The sequence below is a fragment of the Scytonema millei VB511283 genome, assembly GCF_000817735.3.
Taxonomy (GTDB): Bacteria; Cyanobacteriota; Cyanobacteriia; order Cyanobacteriales; family Chroococcidiopsidaceae; genus Chroococcidiopsis; species Chroococcidiopsis millei_B.
Genome location: NZ_JTJC03000001.1, coordinates 438,691 through 454,933 on the forward strand (window position 1 = coordinate 438,691; position 16,243 = coordinate 454,933).

The window sequence follows — 16,243 nt, forward strand, 5'->3', positions numbered from 1 at the left end:
TTGATTTGTAAAACATAGCTCGAAAAATGAGGTTTAATGTCTGAATATACCCAAGCAAATTCAATCTCTCAGTCCGCTTTTCTGAACTCTAGTAAAGTCAGTGCTACTCATGCCGATGAGAGTCGGGGATTAGCCTTGGCAATTGCAGAGGCTGCTGCCGATCGCAAAGCAGGCGATATTGTCCTGTTGCATGTCGCTGATGTTTCTTACTTAGCCGATTACTTCGCGATCGTCACTGGATATTCTAGGGTACAGGTAAGGGCGATCGCAGATGCAATTGAGGATAAAGTTGTCAAAGAATGGCACAGAAAGCTACTGCGGACGGAAGGCAAGAATGAAGGAACTTGGGTGTTACAAGACTATGGCGATGTCTTGGTTCATATTATGATGCCCAGCGAACGAGAGTTTTATAATTTAGAAGCATTCTGGGGTCATGCCGAACGGATCGATTTTCCAACCGCCAGCGGCGATGGGAGAATAACAAAATGATGGAATCACCTGTTTCTGTCTGTCCAGTTCCTGACGAACAACAACCGCTCAACGAGTACGAACAGCTCAAATCATCCGTTTTTTTTCGGACTGCCACTTTAGAATTACGGCAGTACGTTGGCAAACTACTGTGGGTTTGGGGTTGGTCGTGGATAGTGGCGGGACCGATTGCCGCTGCTAGTTTTCCACCCATCAAACACGCAACGCAATTCTTGCTATGCGGCACGCTCGGTGCGAGTCTGGGGGTAATCTTAGCAGTTGCCCGTATGTACCTCGGTTGGTCTTACGTGCGCGATCGCCTGATGAATCAGACGATCTTTTATGAGGAAACAGGTTGGTACGACGGTCAAAACTGGACGAAACCACTAGAAATTCTGACCCGCGATCGGCTCATTGTCAGCTACCAAGTTAAACCAATCCTGCAAAGACTCCGCCGCACTTTTGCGTGGCTGGGTTTCTTTCTCCTGTCTGGGGGCTTAATCTGGTATTTTTTATAAATCGGTAATGGGTAATTGGTAAGTCGTAAGTCGTAAGTCGTAAGTAAAAACATCACGCACCACATACCAATACCAACTACCAACTACCAAACTCCAAAAAGGTGATACATTCTAACCCATGACAAGGGGAAAAAGAACTCAAGCCGCAGAACTGGAAGTCCGGTTGCTGCGGGAAGGAATCGTTGAATCGATCCATCACGTCCAAGCAGTTGTATGTGACAACCGAGGACGGGTTTTATCTGTGGCTGGCAATGCGGAAACAGCAACTTTCGTGCGTTCTGCTCTCAAGCCATTTCAAGCACTAGGCGTGACAACAACAGGCACTTTAGAACGCTACAATCTCACAGATAGAGATTTAGCGATTATTTGTAGTTCGCACAAAGCCGCGATCGCCCAAGTGCGACAAGTCTTTAATATTCTTTGGCGAGCAGATATCGATCCCTCGGCATTGCAATGTCCCACACCTGCGGGCAAGCGCAGCCCCCTAGAATACAATTGTTCTGGCAAACATGCGGGAATGTTAGCGGTATGCCAGCAACGCCGCTGGGCGCTCAATAGCTATCTCCAACGCAACCATCCCGTACAGCAGTTAATTCTAACTAAAGTAGCTGAAATGCTACGGATGCCAGCCGAAGAGTTTATTTGCGCTCACGATGATTGCGGTGCGCCTACCTATTTCATGCAGTTGGGACAAATGGCAGCTTTATACGCCCAGCTTGCTTCTGGTAGCAGCTTGGATCTGGAACGGATCGTCCGTGCTATGACCTATCATCCCACCTTAATTGCAGGGGAAGGAGAATTCGACACGGAAATTATGCGTCTGACGCAAGGGGAACTCGTCAGTAAGGCGGGTGCAGAAGGCGTGCAGTGTATTGGTAGAGTCGGCGAGGGCATGGGATTGGCAATCAAGGCGATTGATGGCTCTAAACGCGCTAAACACGCTGTAGCAATTCACTTGCTCAAGCAAATGGGTTGGCTCAGTCCCTCAGCCGCAGAAACTCTCGCTGAAAGCTTTATGGAGTTTGGTAAATTCAAGCGCTTAGAAGTTTTAGGAGAATTGTCGCTGTTATAGTTGCAAATTACCAAAACTTATGGTTATACTAGAAAAGTTGACGCGGGATAGAGCAGCCTGGTAGCTCGTCGGGCTCAACAGGCAAGGTTAATTAAGTGCTTAGGAGTTAACCTTGTTATGGGCGGTACGTAAAGAAATTTGCGTGCGTTTACCTGTCAAATTCGGGGAAACCTTTAGCGCGGTAATCCCGAACCAAGCTCTCGCAAGAGAGAAGGTGTAGAGACTGGAAGGCAGGCATCCTAACGTTAAGTCGAGGATGAAGGGACAGTCCAGACCACAAACTGGTTAACTCAAAGTTAGTTAACTTAGGCAGCGAAAGCTGTAGATGGTAAGCATAACCCGAAGGTCAGTGGTTCAAATCCACTTCCCGCCACCAAATTAAAAGATAAAACCCTGCAATATAAGAAGTTGCAGGGTTTTGTTTTATGCTGTTGGAGCAGCTAGAAATTATTTAAATGGATACCAAGCTAAAAGGAGACATAGCAGAACAAGCAGCAGTTTTTCATGCTTTAAAACGAGGCTGGGGAGTTTTAAAACCTATTGGCGATCGGTTGCCATACGATCTAGTGTTTGATGTTAGTGGAGTTTTGATTAAAATTCAAGTTAAATATGCCTGGTTTGACACGCCTTCAGGCAATTACGTTGTAGATAATCGTCGGACAAAGACAAATCGAAGACTGATGCTTAGAGAAGCGTACAAGCAATCAGACTTTGATTTTGCTCTAGCCTATATAGAAAACCTTGACCTGTTTTATGTCTTTCCAGTAGATATATTTATTGGATATGGCAGCGAAATCCATTTAGTTGAAGCTGAGAAACGACAGAGAAAACCTCGTTCTACAAATTATCGCGATGCTTGGAAGTTAATATTACAGAAAGTTTTGCAATATGAAGCTGATGCGCAATCTCCTATCTCAGGTGAGGAAGCTGTTGTTAGTGAGATAGCGCCATTTGGAGTTCCCACTAATGAAATTTTTCTATGAAAGGATATATTAATCGTGCCAAAAACACCTAATTGAGTTTTCGGAGTAAATATTTATAATAAATTCATATTTGCAATAGCTTTATACTCTAGCTATGAGTTCTTTTGTTATAAAGGGATTACTAAATAAAGTAAACCTTTACGAAGGAAATAGTTTATGGCTAAAGAATCTAAAGAGTCAAAGAAAAATTCAGAACTAAAATGCCCAGTTCCAAAAGACTTCAGGGATAAAATAAATGAAGTCGGAGATGTAATTGTTCTCTTGAAATCCTTGAGGAAAATTCGATCGCGCTAGTTCGTTAGAAGCAAAAGCAAGTGTCGTTCCTCCCGTTTCCATCTCAGCATATTGTCCGCTTTCATGAATAAATCGTTGCTTTAAATTGAAGGCACGTTCGTAAAATGCAACAGCATGGGTAACATCCTTAACATAGAGAATCGTGTAGGAGAATTTCAATACTTTTGCTCCTCACTGAAAGAATGACTGAGGCAAGACTAGTACGTTTGCTCCATGCAGTCAAGTATCGCAGGTAACCAGTAGCTGGCACTCGACCGATCGCAAAGTATAGTAAACTCAGCACGTCCAGAGCCATTTAGAGTGCTATTTTATAGTGGGAAATCATTAGACTAGAGATGTTGCGAGTGTGGCTGGTATGTTGCAGCGTCCAATTTTAATCGGTGGTGTTGGTTTAGCCTTTGCGCTGTGGTTTTTGCAAGGGTGGCAAGAATCTTTAGCGCATCTGGGTGAGTTTAGCTTGATGGGTGCGATCGCTATTATCTTTTGCCTGTGGTTATTTGGGAAATATCGCCCTAAACAGCAGGTGCAAGATCTACCTGTCAATCGAGAAGCGGTAGAAAAAGCGATCGCTCAAGTACAAGTAGTAGTGGATCGACTGGAAACAGAAAATCATCCTACTCCAGAATTACGGGAAAAAATCACCAAGTTAGAGGCGCAGATCGATCGCCAAGAAATTAACTTAGCTATTACTGGTGGTAAGTCTGTCGGAAAGACGACATTATTACAAGTTTTAGAAACACAACCCCAAGAGCGAAAACTGTGTATTAGCGAGACAGCAGCTTTATTTAGCGAAGTCGAACAGACAGATACAGCAGCTTTGCAAAGTGCGATCGCATCCGATCTAATTTTATTTGTGACTGCTGGAGATTTAACTGATTCAGAATATCAAACTTTACAACAACTATTGGCAGCCCATCAGCGCCTAGTTTTGGTATTTAATAAACAAGACCAATATCTCCCAGACGATCGCGCTGTTGTTTTATACTCGCTTGGGCAAAAGATGCAGCCGATGCTAGCAGCAGAAGATGTTGTGGCGATCGCATCTGCACCTAATCCGTTGAAAGTACGCCAGCATCAAACTGATGGTGCGGTAGAGGAATGGCTAGAACAGCGTTTACCGGAAATTTCTTCTCTGACACAACGTCTAGAATATATTCTCCAGCAAGAAGCGCCACAGCTCGTATGGGCAACTACCAAACGCCAAGCTAAAGAATTGAAAGCAGAAGGAAAAGTTATTCTAGATCGAATTAGACGTGATCGCGCTCTCCCAGTTGTAGAACAATATCAGTGGATCGCCGCCGCCGCTGCTTTTGCTAACCCAGTTCCAGCTTTAGATTTACTCGCAACCGCAGCAATTAACGCTCAGTTGGTGATGGAATTAGGCGCAGTCTACCAGCAAAAATTCTCGTTTGAGCAAGCGCAAACTGTAGCGGGAACGATGGGGAGTTTGATGTTGAAACTAGGCTTGGTGGAACTTTCTACTAAAGCTATTAGTACAGTTTTAAAAACTAATGCTGTCACCTTTGTTGCAGGTGGAGCCGTGCAAGGAGTTAGCGCCGCCTATTTAACTCGCTTAGCTGGCTGTAGTCTGATCGAATACTTCCAACAACAAGAAGAGGCGATCGATTCAGCGTCAGGATTGAATTTGGATAAGTTGGGACAGACTTTACAAAATGTCTTCCAACAAAATCAGCAGGTGGCTTTCTTGCAAGGATTTGTTAAACAAGGTTTGGGACGGTTGTTACCACCTCAACCGCAATTGAATCAATCCTGACAGATTTGTTCATTTAATACACGATCTGTAGGGGCGCACAGCTGTGCGCCCCTATATGTTTATGCATTTGCTAGCGTTGGTTGCTGCACTTGCCAACCCAATTCCCTAGCGCGATCGCGGGCTTGTTTTGGTACGTCTTTTGCTACAAAATGTTGGTGAAGCATTTGCACGCTCAGCATGTGGTTGATAATTGCATCTAGTTTTGTCCGCTCTGAATCGGATGTGTTGCTGTCGGCGTGCTGTTGTAAAACTTGTTGCACGGCTGCATTATCTAATAATCCCGCTGCTTCGATCGCCTGTTGGGATAAATAATCATCGGCTAGCGATCGCATGGCTTTTTGTTTGGCTACATCCGTATGCGCTGGGGGAGCCATGAATGCAAACTTTTGGCGTTCGTAAAGGCCTTTGGGTAACAGTCCACGCATAGCTTCGCGCAAGACGAATTTATCTTTGCGCCCCCGAAAACGCATCAGTGGGGGTAACGTCACGGCAAATTCGACTAAATGATGGTCGAGGAATGGCGGACGCGCTTCCATTGAGTTTGCCATATCAACGCGATCGCCTGCCCAACCTAAGACTTGCGACTCGAACTGAGTTTTAATCCAGATATATTGCACTTTGTCAAGGGGGTGACGACCCTGAATTTGACTGCGATCGAGGACAGAGGCGATCGCGGCTCCTGGGGAATAATCGCGAGTTGCGGCACGTCGGTCTGAGTGCATTAAACTGGGGACAGAATGAGCCGCAGTTAACCACGACTGAAGACAGCTAGGTGTAAAACCAATTGCATCTGTCAGTGAGGGATCGTCTAAAGGTGTTTCTGCTAGCAAATTACCCTTAAATATACGATTGCTCGCCTGCAACCAGTCTTCTAAATCTGCTCTTTCGGCGGGAGATGCATCTTGCATTCCGTGCAAAATCATATCGAGTCGCAGTTGGGGATAGCCAGCGAATAATTCGTCCGAACCTTCTCCCGTTAAAACAACGCGATAGCCTGCATTGTGGACGTGTTCGCTCAGCAGCATCTTGGCAATTGTAAACGTATTGTAGATACTGCGTTCGGTATGCCAGATCGCACGGGCAAAATGCTCGTAGAGTTGTCCACCTTGTACTGTAACGATATCTTGGTCGGCTCCTACAGCCTGCGCCATTTCTTGCGAAATTGCCGTTTCGTCGTAATCGCGATCGTCAAAACCAACTGTAAATGCTTTTACGGGTGACTGTTGACACGCGGCGGCGACTCCCAAAATCGTACAAGAGTCAATTCCACCGGAAAGATAGCAAGCTACGGGTACGTCTGCTTCTAGTTTTAATTGGATTGATTCGATAAAGTAGCGACGCAGTTCTTCGATGTAAAATTCGTCTGGTTGCGAAGAGGCGCGATCGCTCAACAAGGGGAAATTCAAATCCCAATAGGTTTTAGTCTGCACCCTTAACTGTCCGTTTTGGCGCTCTACAATTACCATTTGTCCTGGTTGAACGGCGTGAACTCCTGCAAACGCACTCGTACCAGGAACCATTAATTGCATCAATTGGTGATACAAACCTTGAGAAGAAATCTGACGCTGCACGTCTGGGTGTGCGAAGACGACTTTAATTTCCGAACCAAAGACAAAACTTTCCGGTGTCTGCGCCCAGTATAAAGGTTTTACCCCAAAGCGATCGCGTACCAATGTCAGCCGATCTGCTGCTTTTTCGTAAAATGCAAAAGCAAACTCGCCGCGCAGATGCGGTAACGCACCTTCTAATCCATATCTATCTGCTAAGTGTAGTGTTAATTCTGTATCGCTCTTAGTGGCAAAGCGATAGCCGCGTGAAGTGAGGTCGGAACGCAGGCGCTTGTAATCGTAAAACTCGCCATTGTGGACGATTGTATGCTGACCGTCAGCCGAGACAAAAGGCTGTCGTCCGCGTTCGGGGTTGAGGTCAATAATAGCAAGACGAGCATGGGCAAAGCCAACGCCGCGATCTTCTACCACTTTCCAACCGCATCCATCGGGACCGCGATGACTTTGAATTGCAGCCATCGCTACCAAAACGTTTGGATCGATCGGACGGGACGGATCGCGATTCATTACGCCACCAATGCCACACATGGCTTGTCTCCTGTACTCCGTATACTGCACTCAAATGAGTCTTGGGATATCTTAAGTTTCGAGCGATCGCCTGTAATGTATCTTAGGGAACAGGAATGGAATTTGGTAGTTGGTAGTTGTTGGTTGACAGTTGACAGTTGACGGTTGATGGTAAACGCTTCGCTACAGGCACATGTTGACAGTTGACGGTTGACGGTTGACAGTTGTTGCTCCTATGCTTCATTCCCGACTCCCGACGAGCGACTCCCGACTCCCTATTCCACAAGATGACAAGCAACGTAATGTCCGCCGCCTGCGTCTCGAAATTCTGGTTCCTGCTGAGAACATACATCTATAGCTATGGGACAACGGGTGTGAAAGCGACAGCCAGAAGGCGGATTTGTGGGACTGGGAACGTCGCCTTGCAGGACAATGCGATCGCGTTTTGCTTCGATTTGCGGATCGGGAATTGGGATGGCTGAGAGTAAGGCGTGAGTGTACGGGTGTAAGGGATTTTCGTAGAGGGCAATGCGATCGGATATATGGCGGACAACGCTTAAGTCATGGGCAATAAATAAATAAGTTAACCCTAATTCTGATTGCAGAGATTGCATTAGGTTGACGATTTGGGCTTGAATGGAAACATCAAGCGTCGCGATCGGTTCGTCACAGATAATAAAATCGGGACGCACGGCTAAAGCGCGGGCAATGACTATTCGCTGGCGTTGTCCACCTGAAAATTCATGCGAGTAGCGATGGATAAATTCTGGAGTTAAACCCAGCATTTCTAATAAATGGATGACTTGCTGTTGTTTATCTCGTCCCGTAGCTAATCCAAAAATTTCTAGCGGTTCGCTAACAATATCGCCCACTGTCATGCGAGGATTGAGTGATGCGTAAGGATCTTGGAAAATCATTTGCATCTGCTGCCGAATTTGGCGCAGTGATTCTCCTGTAAGTTGCGTTAGCTCCGTATCTTCAAAGTAAACTTGACCGTGGGTAGGAGGAATCAGTTGTAAAATTGCTCTCCCAGTCGTGCTTTTGCCACAGCCAGACTCTCCGACAAGTCCTAAAGTTTCCCCTCGTTTAATATCAAAATTTAATTTATCTACAGCTTTGATCCAACCGACTTGTTTTTGGAGAATACCTTTGTGAATTGGAAAATAAACTTGTAAATCGCGAATTTTGCGTAACGTCGCGCTTTTTCTATCGGTTTGATTCCTACTGGTTTGAGATTGCACCATCGGTTTTCCTGCGGTGGCTACTAAACAACTATTTCAATGGGTTTTGTACGCGGATATTCTGTAGGGCGGGTTTACCAAGTCACTTTGTTATTTGTAGAGATTTCGGGTGAACCCGCCCCTACAATGTCTGAAATGGGTTCGATTTCTAATGCCAAATTCACTGCTTTTTGGCAATGTAAGGCAGTGGTGTCAAACAACGGTAAATTGGGAAAATCTGCTGGTTTGACTAATAATGCAATTTCCGTACATCCTAGCACCATACCTTGAGCGCCTCGATCGCCTAGATCTTGCATAATTTCGATATATATTTGGCGCGATTCATCCTGAATAATGCGATGAACCAGTTCGTCAAAGATAATAGTATCGATAATTTGACATTGGCGATCGCTCGGTGCAATCAATTCAATACCATGTAATTTGAAGCGATCGCGATAAAAATCTGCTTGCATTACAGGCTTAGTACCAAGTATGCCAACTCTTGTAATACCTTGCTGTTTAATTGCAGCTGCAGTGACATCGACAATATGAATTAAGGGAATCGCGATCGCGGCTTCAATTTGTGGTGCAACTCGATGTAGAGTATTCGTAGCCATGACGATAAAATCAGCACCACCTCGTTCTAGACCAAGTGCTTTATCAACCAGATAGTTTGCTGCATCGTCCCATTGTTCGCGCCGCACGAAAGCTTCAATATTGGCAAAGTTCACGCTAGAGATTAGCAATTCAGCGGCATTCCAACCACCACGCACTTGATTGATTCCGGCATTAATTAAGCGATAATATTCGGCTGTTGCCTGACTGCTCATTCCACCCAGGATACCGATAGTTTTCATGGGAATGACTGCGTGTGGCTGCTGTGCGCGATTCATGATTACATCACCTTAAACAGTTAATTCTACCCGCGTTACCCCTTGGCGTAACTGGCGCTGTCGCGCAATCCAAGACTGACGCACGGGGTAGCGCAACAATGGAGCTAGCTGACTGGCTCCCCATCTTACAAATGCACTTTTCTCTAGTAAGTCAGCCTGAGCCGCTTCCTGACCTTGAAGTTGCTGCACGCGAATAATCTCCGGCTCCCGTTCGGCTTGAATCTTTGGCAATGTTGCATCAATTGCCGTATGTTCTGCTGCTTCACGTAACAAGGGAACTAAATGATTTGCCGCAACAATGATATCCCGCAAAGCCATATTGATACCTTGAGCGCGGATGGGCGACATCGGATGAGCTGCATCGCCTAACAATAGTAAACCTGGCGCGTACCAGTGCAAACAGCGACCAACTACAACAGATAATAAAACGGGGCGATCGATCGTTTTGGCATTTTGACGGAAATGCTCTGCTAACCAAGGGGGTGAAGCAGAAGCAAGGATTTCAGACCAATCATCAACTTGCTTCCAGTTGATAGAATCATGTTCGCGCAGCGCCCAACCTAATTGTAAATTCCCTTCTGAAGAACGAAATAAACCAAATGCATGATGACCTTGCAAGATTGAATAAAAGATATTTTCCGACTCAAAACGCGGACTATCTGCTAATTTAAACCAAAGAATATCGAAGCTTTGAGACTTTTGCTCTAAAGACAAATTGGCTCGTTGCCGCACAATAGAATTACGACCATCAGCAGCAACAACTAAATCAGCATAAATTTCGCCGCTCCCCAACTTCACGCCAGAAATTCGTTCATCTCTCCACAGCAAATCTTGTACGGGAGCATTTTGCACGAACTCAAAATTAGTATAGGTGCTTGCCTCTTCGATGAGGGCTTCGAGTAGAGCTGGCTGTGAAACAAGAGTACAACGCTTACCACTTGGTTCTATTGGTTCGTCAACTCGAAATAGCGATCGCCCCTCAATTAAAAATTCCCATGCATCTAAAGTTTGATGCGGAATGCGTTCTAGCATAGAGGATAAGCCCATTTGCTCCAAAGCATCTAATCCGCTAGGCATTAGCCCTTCACCGCGAAAAGCTCGGCGAAAGTTACGAGATGCTTCAACCAGCTTGACTGTTATGCCGCGCTTCACTAGCAGTAGTGCCAGCGTTGCGCCAGTGGGTCCTGCTCCAACAATTACAATTTGATGGTCATTGGTCATTTGTGAGTGGTGTGTTGGTAGTTGGTAGTTCTTTCCCGACTCCTCTTCTTCCCTGCTACCTATTATTAAATGAGTGCGATCGCAATTGATTTAGAACGGCTATAGTGCCTCTGGGAGTGAGACGTATTGTTTGTATGATATCTCTCGTCTTGCTGTTACAGGCAATGATATGGCAGAAACAGTAATGGGATTTAAGTAACTAAGTGTCATCTTAAGCTAGTTAAAAGCTATCATATATTTTTCGATTCTGGAAAACATTAACCACGCCTATTAGAGAATTACTCTCATCTGAGGCTATAGCCTCAGATGCTGTGTCCGGTACGGCAGTATTGGAATTGGGAAAAACTCTTCAAGAACAAGGTAAAAGTCTTGTAATATTGAAGCCTTTAATAGAGCATTCTCAATCATTATTAGCTCTGTTATGTTCGCCAGAAATTCAAATGGTTGGAGCGGGATTACCATTCATATCAATTGCAATTACATTTTTGCGATTTTATCGTGAGAAAACACAGCAAGATCCCACTTTTGAAGATTGTGTAGCCTTGATTAGCCAAGCAGCATATTGGGAGAGTTTTAAGGAAATTAGAAATTTACCGGAATATAAAAGCAAGTTAGCTAACCTTGATGCTGTCTCTTCTTCTCACGAGTTAGTAGTCTCTTTACAAAAACTAGAAGAATTTGAATTAGATAACAAAGCACCTAAACAAGCATTTATATCTTTTCCTACTTCAGAATTATGTAAAGTCTTTAATCAAGTTCTATCTACTCGCTTGCAAGCATCTAGACTCAACCAAGATGAGATCTCGGTATTTACAGAGCGAGTTGCTTACAACAGTAGATTATACTTTTTTGAGGCGATCGGAGGAAGAGATAACTTTACTAATGCCAGATTAGATTTACTATACTCTTCTCAAGCGGTAGAATTACTAAAAAAATATAACAGTATAGAGCGATATCTGAAAGAAGAAGTTGCTTCAAAACCAAACGAAACTATTTTTAATGAAAAATTTACTTTTAAAGATATTTATGTACCGCTCAAAGCAAGAAGAGTAGATTCTAACAACAAAATTGATGAATCAAAAGAATCAGTTGATTTAGAAACTTGGGTAAAAAATCTTGTTGTCGATCGCGATTTAAATAAATTAACGCAGGTTATTTTTATTCAAGCAGGACCAGGACGAGGTAAAAGTGTGTTTTGCCGGACGTTTACTGACTGGGTAAGACAACATTTACATCCCATGTGGACACCAGTTTTGATTCGTTTACGGGATATTGATGAATTTCAGCTTAGTTTAGAAGAAACTTTACGCTCAAGAATAAAAACAGATTTTGCTCAAAATAATAATGGGCTTACTGATGATTATACCAGGTTTATATTTATTTTGGATGGGTTTGATGAGTTACGTATTGAACGTAGTAATAACCAAACTATAGAAAGATTCCTCAAACAAGTTGGTGGATTTCAGCTTGATTACGTCAATAAGCATCGCATAATAATTACAGGTAGAGCAATGGCTTTACATGGAATCGACCGCCTACCACATAATCTAGAACGGGTAGAAATTAGGGAACTAGATGTTGATTTACAAAATCAGTGGTTTACCAACTGGCAGAAGCATTTTAACACGGATAAAACTAAAGAGTTTCAAAAATTTATCCAAAATGAGCAGTGCTGTCCTCATCAAATACAAGAATTAGCAAAAGAGCCATTGCTGTTATATATGCTGACAGCCATGCATCGAGATAATACATTAGATATTAATAAATTTGGGCAAGCAACCGATACAAATGCAAAAATTTTGATTTATCAACAAGCATTAGAGTGGATACTAAAAAAACAACGTTCCGATCTTCGTCACTAACACGGATCTCAGATATGTAGACTTCGCTGGCGCAGATTTAAGCAATACTAACTTCTGTGGTGCAAACTTAACGGATATTTACTGGGATAAGAATACAAAGTGGGAGAATATTCTTGGGTTAGAAACAGCGATTAATATACCAGAAACATTAAAACAACAATTGGGATTAGAGTAGAGTCTGGTTGAGATAAGATTATCCTTCTCTTTCTTCCTTAGCGCCTTAGCGTCTTGGCGTGAAACAAAAAAAATTCTTCCTCCCTCAACTCAAAAACAACTCCTTGATCCCCGTACTGCCAATCTCAATTGCTAAAGCTGCCAACAAAAAGCCTAGAAGTTGAGTTATAATCACCTCACCTTCTGCACCAATCCATTTATCTACGAATGCTGACTGACGCACGATTAACCACGTCACGAACATCGCGGCAACAACTCCTACCACCACGCTAATATGAGCGTTGGGAGAATCAGACATTAATAACATCACAGTTGTAATCGTTCCTGGTCCTGCTAAAAGTGGTAAGGCAAGGGGAGTAATCGCTACATCCCTTTGCTGGTCTACCGTTGGCGTGTCTATGTCTCCATCGAGCATTTTCAACGCGATCAACAGCAGCAACAATCCACCAGCTACCCGCAGGGAACCCAGACTAATCTCCAAGTATCTTAAAATCCATTGACCACCAAAAGCAAACGCCAGCAATACCCCGGTTGCAACCAAACTCGCCCGATCTATCACGCTATTTCTTTGCTCTGGTTCCATTCCTTTAGTTAAGATCAGAAACACAGGTGCATTACCCAAAGCATCCGCTAGCACGAATACAGCTACAAAAGTTTTAATAAATACAGAAATATCCACATCAGTTATCAGTTATCAGTTATCAGTTACAGTGTACGGAGATTACATGTGACCTATGTACAACCACCAATTATCGAAGGTAGCGATCGCCAATACAAATTTTTTGAGTTCGGTAGAAATTTTAACACTTTCATAGCGATTAAAGATAATCTTAATCAAAGCCAGTGTAATACTTCGAGTGACTGATAACTGATAACTGATAACTGATAATTGAATTAATAAAAGCTTAAGAAGGGTAACATTTTTTTGTTTGGCTCTATACTGAAAAAAGTTAGAGCGATTTACTACTTTGAAAGTTAGAGCGATCGCGATCGTCCTTTAGAGAGAAAACAAACCATTCGGAAATTGAAAGAATTTAGTAGAACTTGAAATAATAGGGTAACAATTCATCATGGTTCAAGCACCCGCTCCCACAGCACAGAAAGGTTCATTGACTGCTGACGAGCTGCAAAAGATGAATGCTTACTGGCGTGCAGCTAACTATCTTTCAGTCGGACAAATCTATCTACTAGACAATCCACTCCTGAAAGAACCACTGAAGCTAGAACATATTAAACCACGATTGTTGGGACATTGGGGAACGACACCAGGCTTAAACTTTATTTACGTTCACCTCAATCGCGTTATCAAAAAATATGACCTCAGCACGATTTATATTGCTGGTCCCGGTCACGGTGGACCTGGCTTGGTTGCCAACACTTATTTAGAAGGGACGTATAGCGAATATTACCCTAATGTCTCTCAAGATACTGAGGGAATGAAGCAACTCTTCAAACAATTTTCCTTCCCTTACGGTATTCCCAGCCACGTTGCACCTGAAACTCCTGGTTCGATCCACGAAGGGGGTGAATTGGGTTACGCTGTTTCCCATGCATACGGTGCTGCATTTGACAACCCCGATTTGATTGTAGCGTGTGTCGTGGGTGATGGCGAAGCGGAGACGGGTGCTTTAGCAACGAGTTGGCATAGCAATAAATTCCTCAATCCCGTCCGAGATGGTGCAGTGTTACCAATTCTGCACCTAAATGGATACAAAATCGCCAATCCTACGGTGTTGGCGCGGATGAGTCATCAAGAGTTGGAAAGCTTGTTCGTCGGCTACGGTTACAAACCCTATTTCGTTGAAGGTTCCGATCCCGCTACCATGCACCAACTGATGGCGGCGACAATGGATCGGGTGGTAGAAGAAATTAAGGCGATTCAGCACGAAGCACGGACGAAAGGCTTTAACGATCGCCCCCAATATCCGATGATTATATTGCGATCGCCCAAAGGATGGACGGGACCGAAAGAAGTAGACGGCAAGAAAACAGAAGATTCCTGGCGATCGCACCAAGTCCCGTTTTCCGAAATGTCTGGCAAGCCAGAACACCTACAACTGCTAGAACAGTGGATGAAGAGTTACAAACCTGAAGAACTCTTCGATGCAGAAGGTAAGTTATTCCCAGAATTAGCCGCACTCGCACCCACCGGACAACAGCGTATGGGTGACAACCCCCATGCTAACGGCGGCGTTTTGTTGCGAGATCTGAAAATGCCAGATTTCCGCCACTATGCAGTAGAGGTAAAAAATCCAGGTACGACAACATCTGAGGCTACTCGCGTTTTGGGTAAGTTTCTGGCGGATATTCTGAGATTTAACGAAAAAAACCAGAATTTCCGAATTTTTGGACCCGACGAAACCGCATCTAACCGCTTAGGTGAAGTTTTCAAAACGACAGACCGGACGTGGACGGCGGAGATTTTACCGGAAGACGAACAACTATCGCCTGACGGTAGGGTAATGGAAATTTTGAGCGAACATACCTGTCAGGGATGGTTAGAAGGATACTTGCTAACCGGACGACATGGAATATTTTCCTGCTACGAAGCATTTATCCACATTATCGATTCGATGTTCAACCAACATGCCAAGTGGTTGAAAACAACTCGTCACATTACCTGGCGTAGACCTGTAGCCTCCCTCAATTACCTCTTGACTTCCCACGTCTGGCGACAAGATCACAACGGTTTTTCGCACCAAGACCCAGGTTTTATCGACCATGTAATGAACAAAAAGGCTGAGGTGATTCGGGTGTATTTACCCCCCGATGCTAATACTTTACTCTCAGTTGGCGATCACTGCTTGCGATCGCGCCATTACGTCAACGTCATCGTCGCCGGAAAACAACCAGCCTTGCAATATCTCGATATGGATGCAGCAGTCAAGCACTGTACCAAAGGAATCGGTATTTGGGAATGGGCGAGTAACGACAAAGATAGCGAACCCGATGTTGTCATGGCGTGTGCGGGGGATATTCCCACCCTAGAAACTTTAGCAGCAGTAGACATGATGCGGCTGCACTTTCCCGATTTGAAAGTCAGGGTGGTGAATGTGGTGGATTTGATGACAATGCAACCTAACACCGAACACCCCCACGGTTTGACAGATAAAGACTTTGACAGCATCTTTACCACCGATAAGCCGATTATTTTTGCTTTCCACGGCTATCCCTGGCTGATCCACCGCCTCACCTATCGCCGCACCAACCACCGCAACCTACACGTTCGCGGCTACAAGGAAGAGGGAACGACAACTACGCCATTTGATATGGTCGTCCTTAACGACTTAGACCGTTTCCATTTAGTCATGGATGCGATCGATCGCGTGCCTAAATTGGGATCTAAAGCAGCATATGTCAAGCAAATGCTGAAAGACAAACTAATCGAACATAAATGTTACGTCTCCGAGTACGGCGAAGACATGGCGGAAATTCGCAATTGGAAATGGCAGTATTACAGCGGTTCCCCAGCCGATAAAACTGCGATCGATACCCAACGCGATAATGCTAGTTCAACCCCATCTTTAGAAGGAGAAGAAGGCGCGGCGAGGAAATAATTCGGGAGTCGGGAGTCGAGAATTGTAGGGGCGGGTTCACCCGAAATTTCTGCTAGCAGCGAAGTTTTTTGGTAAACCCGCTCGTACAGGAGTCGGGAGTCGGGGATAGTATTTTGACTTTTAACTTTTGAC

General features: G+C 44.3%; 15 protein-coding genes and 1 pseudogene. 8 read left to right on the plus strand and 8 right to left on the minus strand.

Going from position 1 to position 16,243, the window contains the following annotated elements; genetic code table 11:
* Nucleotides 1–36: 36 nt before the first annotated feature.
* From rsfS to QH73_RS02020, 4 genes are all read left to right on the plus strand, one after another.
* Entirely contained in the window at nucleotides 37–489 is a 453-nt protein-coding gene (rsfS, locus tag QH73_RS02005; RefSeq protein ID WP_039715031.1) for a ribosome silencing factor, read from the plus strand.
* Nucleotides 486–986 carry a CGLD27 family protein gene (locus QH73_RS02010; protein WP_039715032.1) on the plus strand — a complete coding sequence of 167 codons (501 nt, stop codon included), beginning with the start codon at nucleotides 486–488 and terminating at the stop codon, nucleotides 984–986. Before rsfS ends, QH73_RS02010 begins: the two co-directional genes overlap by 4 nt.
* Nucleotides 987–1,104: 118 nt before the next feature.
* On the plus strand, nucleotides 1,105–2,058 hold the full coding sequence (locus QH73_RS02015) for an asparaginase (RefSeq protein ID WP_015152486.1): 954 nt from the start codon (nucleotides 1,105–1,107) through the stop codon (nucleotides 2,056–2,058).
* A 455-nt stretch (nucleotides 2,059–2,513) separates the two neighbouring features.
* A complete protein-coding gene (locus QH73_RS02020; RefSeq protein WP_052289958.1) occupies nucleotides 2,514–3,041 on the plus strand; it encodes a group I intron-associated PD-(D/E)XK endonuclease in 528 nt (175 codons plus the stop codon).
* 195 nt (nucleotides 3,042–3,236) lie between these two features.
* Here QH73_RS02020 and QH73_RS02025 read toward each other — a convergent pair whose 3' ends face one another.
* Nucleotides 3,237–3,494, minus strand: a complete 258-nt coding sequence (locus QH73_RS02025) for a VOC family protein (RefSeq protein WP_052289959.1) — start codon at nucleotides 3,492–3,494, stop codon at nucleotides 3,237–3,239.
* Nucleotides 3,463–3,630 (minus strand): hypothetical protein, encoded by a 168-nt coding sequence (locus QH73_RS02030; RefSeq protein ID WP_165587601.1) that lies wholly within the window; start codon nucleotides 3,628–3,630, stop codon nucleotides 3,463–3,465. Before QH73_RS02030 ends, QH73_RS02025 begins: the two co-directional genes overlap by 32 nt.
* 51 nt (nucleotides 3,631–3,681) lie before the next feature.
* Between QH73_RS02030 and QH73_RS02035 the strand changes: the two genes are divergently transcribed.
* Entirely contained in the window at nucleotides 3,682–5,109 is a 1,428-nt protein-coding gene (locus tag QH73_RS02035; protein WP_132866484.1) for a slr1306 family protein, read from the plus strand.
* Between the two features lie 59 nt (nucleotides 5,110–5,168).
* Here QH73_RS02035 and asnB read toward each other — a convergent pair whose 3' ends face one another.
* From asnB to QH73_RS02060, 5 genes are all read right to left on the minus strand, one after another.
* Entirely contained in the window at nucleotides 5,169–7,235 is a 2,067-nt protein-coding gene (gene asnB, locus QH73_RS02040) for an asparagine synthase (glutamine-hydrolyzing) (protein ID WP_201277924.1), read from the minus strand.
* 52 nt (nucleotides 7,236–7,287) lie between these two features.
* Nucleotides 7,288–7,482 (minus strand): hypothetical protein, encoded by a 195-nt coding sequence (locus QH73_RS02045; RefSeq protein ID WP_132866487.1) that lies wholly within the window; start codon nucleotides 7,480–7,482, stop codon nucleotides 7,288–7,290.
* Nucleotides 7,460–8,428 (minus strand): ABC transporter ATP-binding protein, encoded by a 969-nt coding sequence (locus QH73_RS02050; protein ID WP_052289960.1) that lies wholly within the window; start codon nucleotides 8,426–8,428, stop codon nucleotides 7,460–7,462. Before QH73_RS02050 ends, QH73_RS02045 begins: the two co-directional genes overlap by 23 nt.
* 71 nt (nucleotides 8,429–8,499) lie before the next feature.
* The gene (locus QH73_RS02055) at nucleotides 8,500–9,297 is read right to left on the minus strand and encodes an aspartate/glutamate racemase family protein (protein WP_052289961.1); all 798 of its coding nucleotides are present in this window, start codon (nucleotides 9,295–9,297) and stop codon (nucleotides 8,500–8,502) included.
* 12 nt (nucleotides 9,298–9,309) lie between these two features.
* The gene (locus QH73_RS02060) at nucleotides 9,310–10,518 is read right to left on the minus strand and encodes an FAD-dependent monooxygenase (protein WP_039715035.1); all 1,209 of its coding nucleotides are present in this window, start codon (nucleotides 10,516–10,518) and stop codon (nucleotides 9,310–9,312) included.
* Between the two features lie 311 nt (nucleotides 10,519–10,829).
* On the opposite strand from QH73_RS02060, the gene QH73_RS02065 reads away from it, so the two are divergent.
* Both QH73_RS02065 and QH73_RS29300 read left to right on the plus strand, forming a co-directional pair.
* Nucleotides 10,830–12,380, plus strand: coding sequence for an NACHT domain-containing protein (locus tag QH73_RS02065; RefSeq protein WP_132866490.1), 1,551 nt, complete (start codon nucleotides 10,830–10,832; stop codon nucleotides 12,378–12,380).
* On the plus strand, nucleotides 12,367–12,555 hold the full coding sequence (locus QH73_RS29300; RefSeq protein WP_132866752.1) for a pentapeptide repeat-containing protein: 189 nt from the start codon (nucleotides 12,367–12,369) through the stop codon (nucleotides 12,553–12,555). Before QH73_RS02065 ends, QH73_RS29300 begins: the two co-directional genes overlap by 14 nt.
* A gap of 84 nt (nucleotides 12,556–12,639) precedes the next feature.
* Here QH73_RS29300 and QH73_RS02075 read toward each other — a convergent pair whose 3' ends face one another.
* Nucleotides 12,640–13,233 (minus strand): MarC family protein, encoded by a 594-nt coding sequence (locus QH73_RS02075; RefSeq protein WP_039715036.1) that lies wholly within the window; start codon nucleotides 13,231–13,233, stop codon nucleotides 12,640–12,642.
* Nucleotides 13,234–13,624: 391 nt separating this feature from the next.
* On the opposite strand from QH73_RS02075, the pseudogene QH73_RS02080 reads away from it, so the two are divergent.
* Nucleotides 13,625–16,009 (plus strand): annotated as a pseudogene (locus QH73_RS02080) (phosphoketolase family protein); the annotation flags it as partial.
* Between the last annotated feature and the right edge of the window lie 234 nt (nucleotides 16,010–16,243).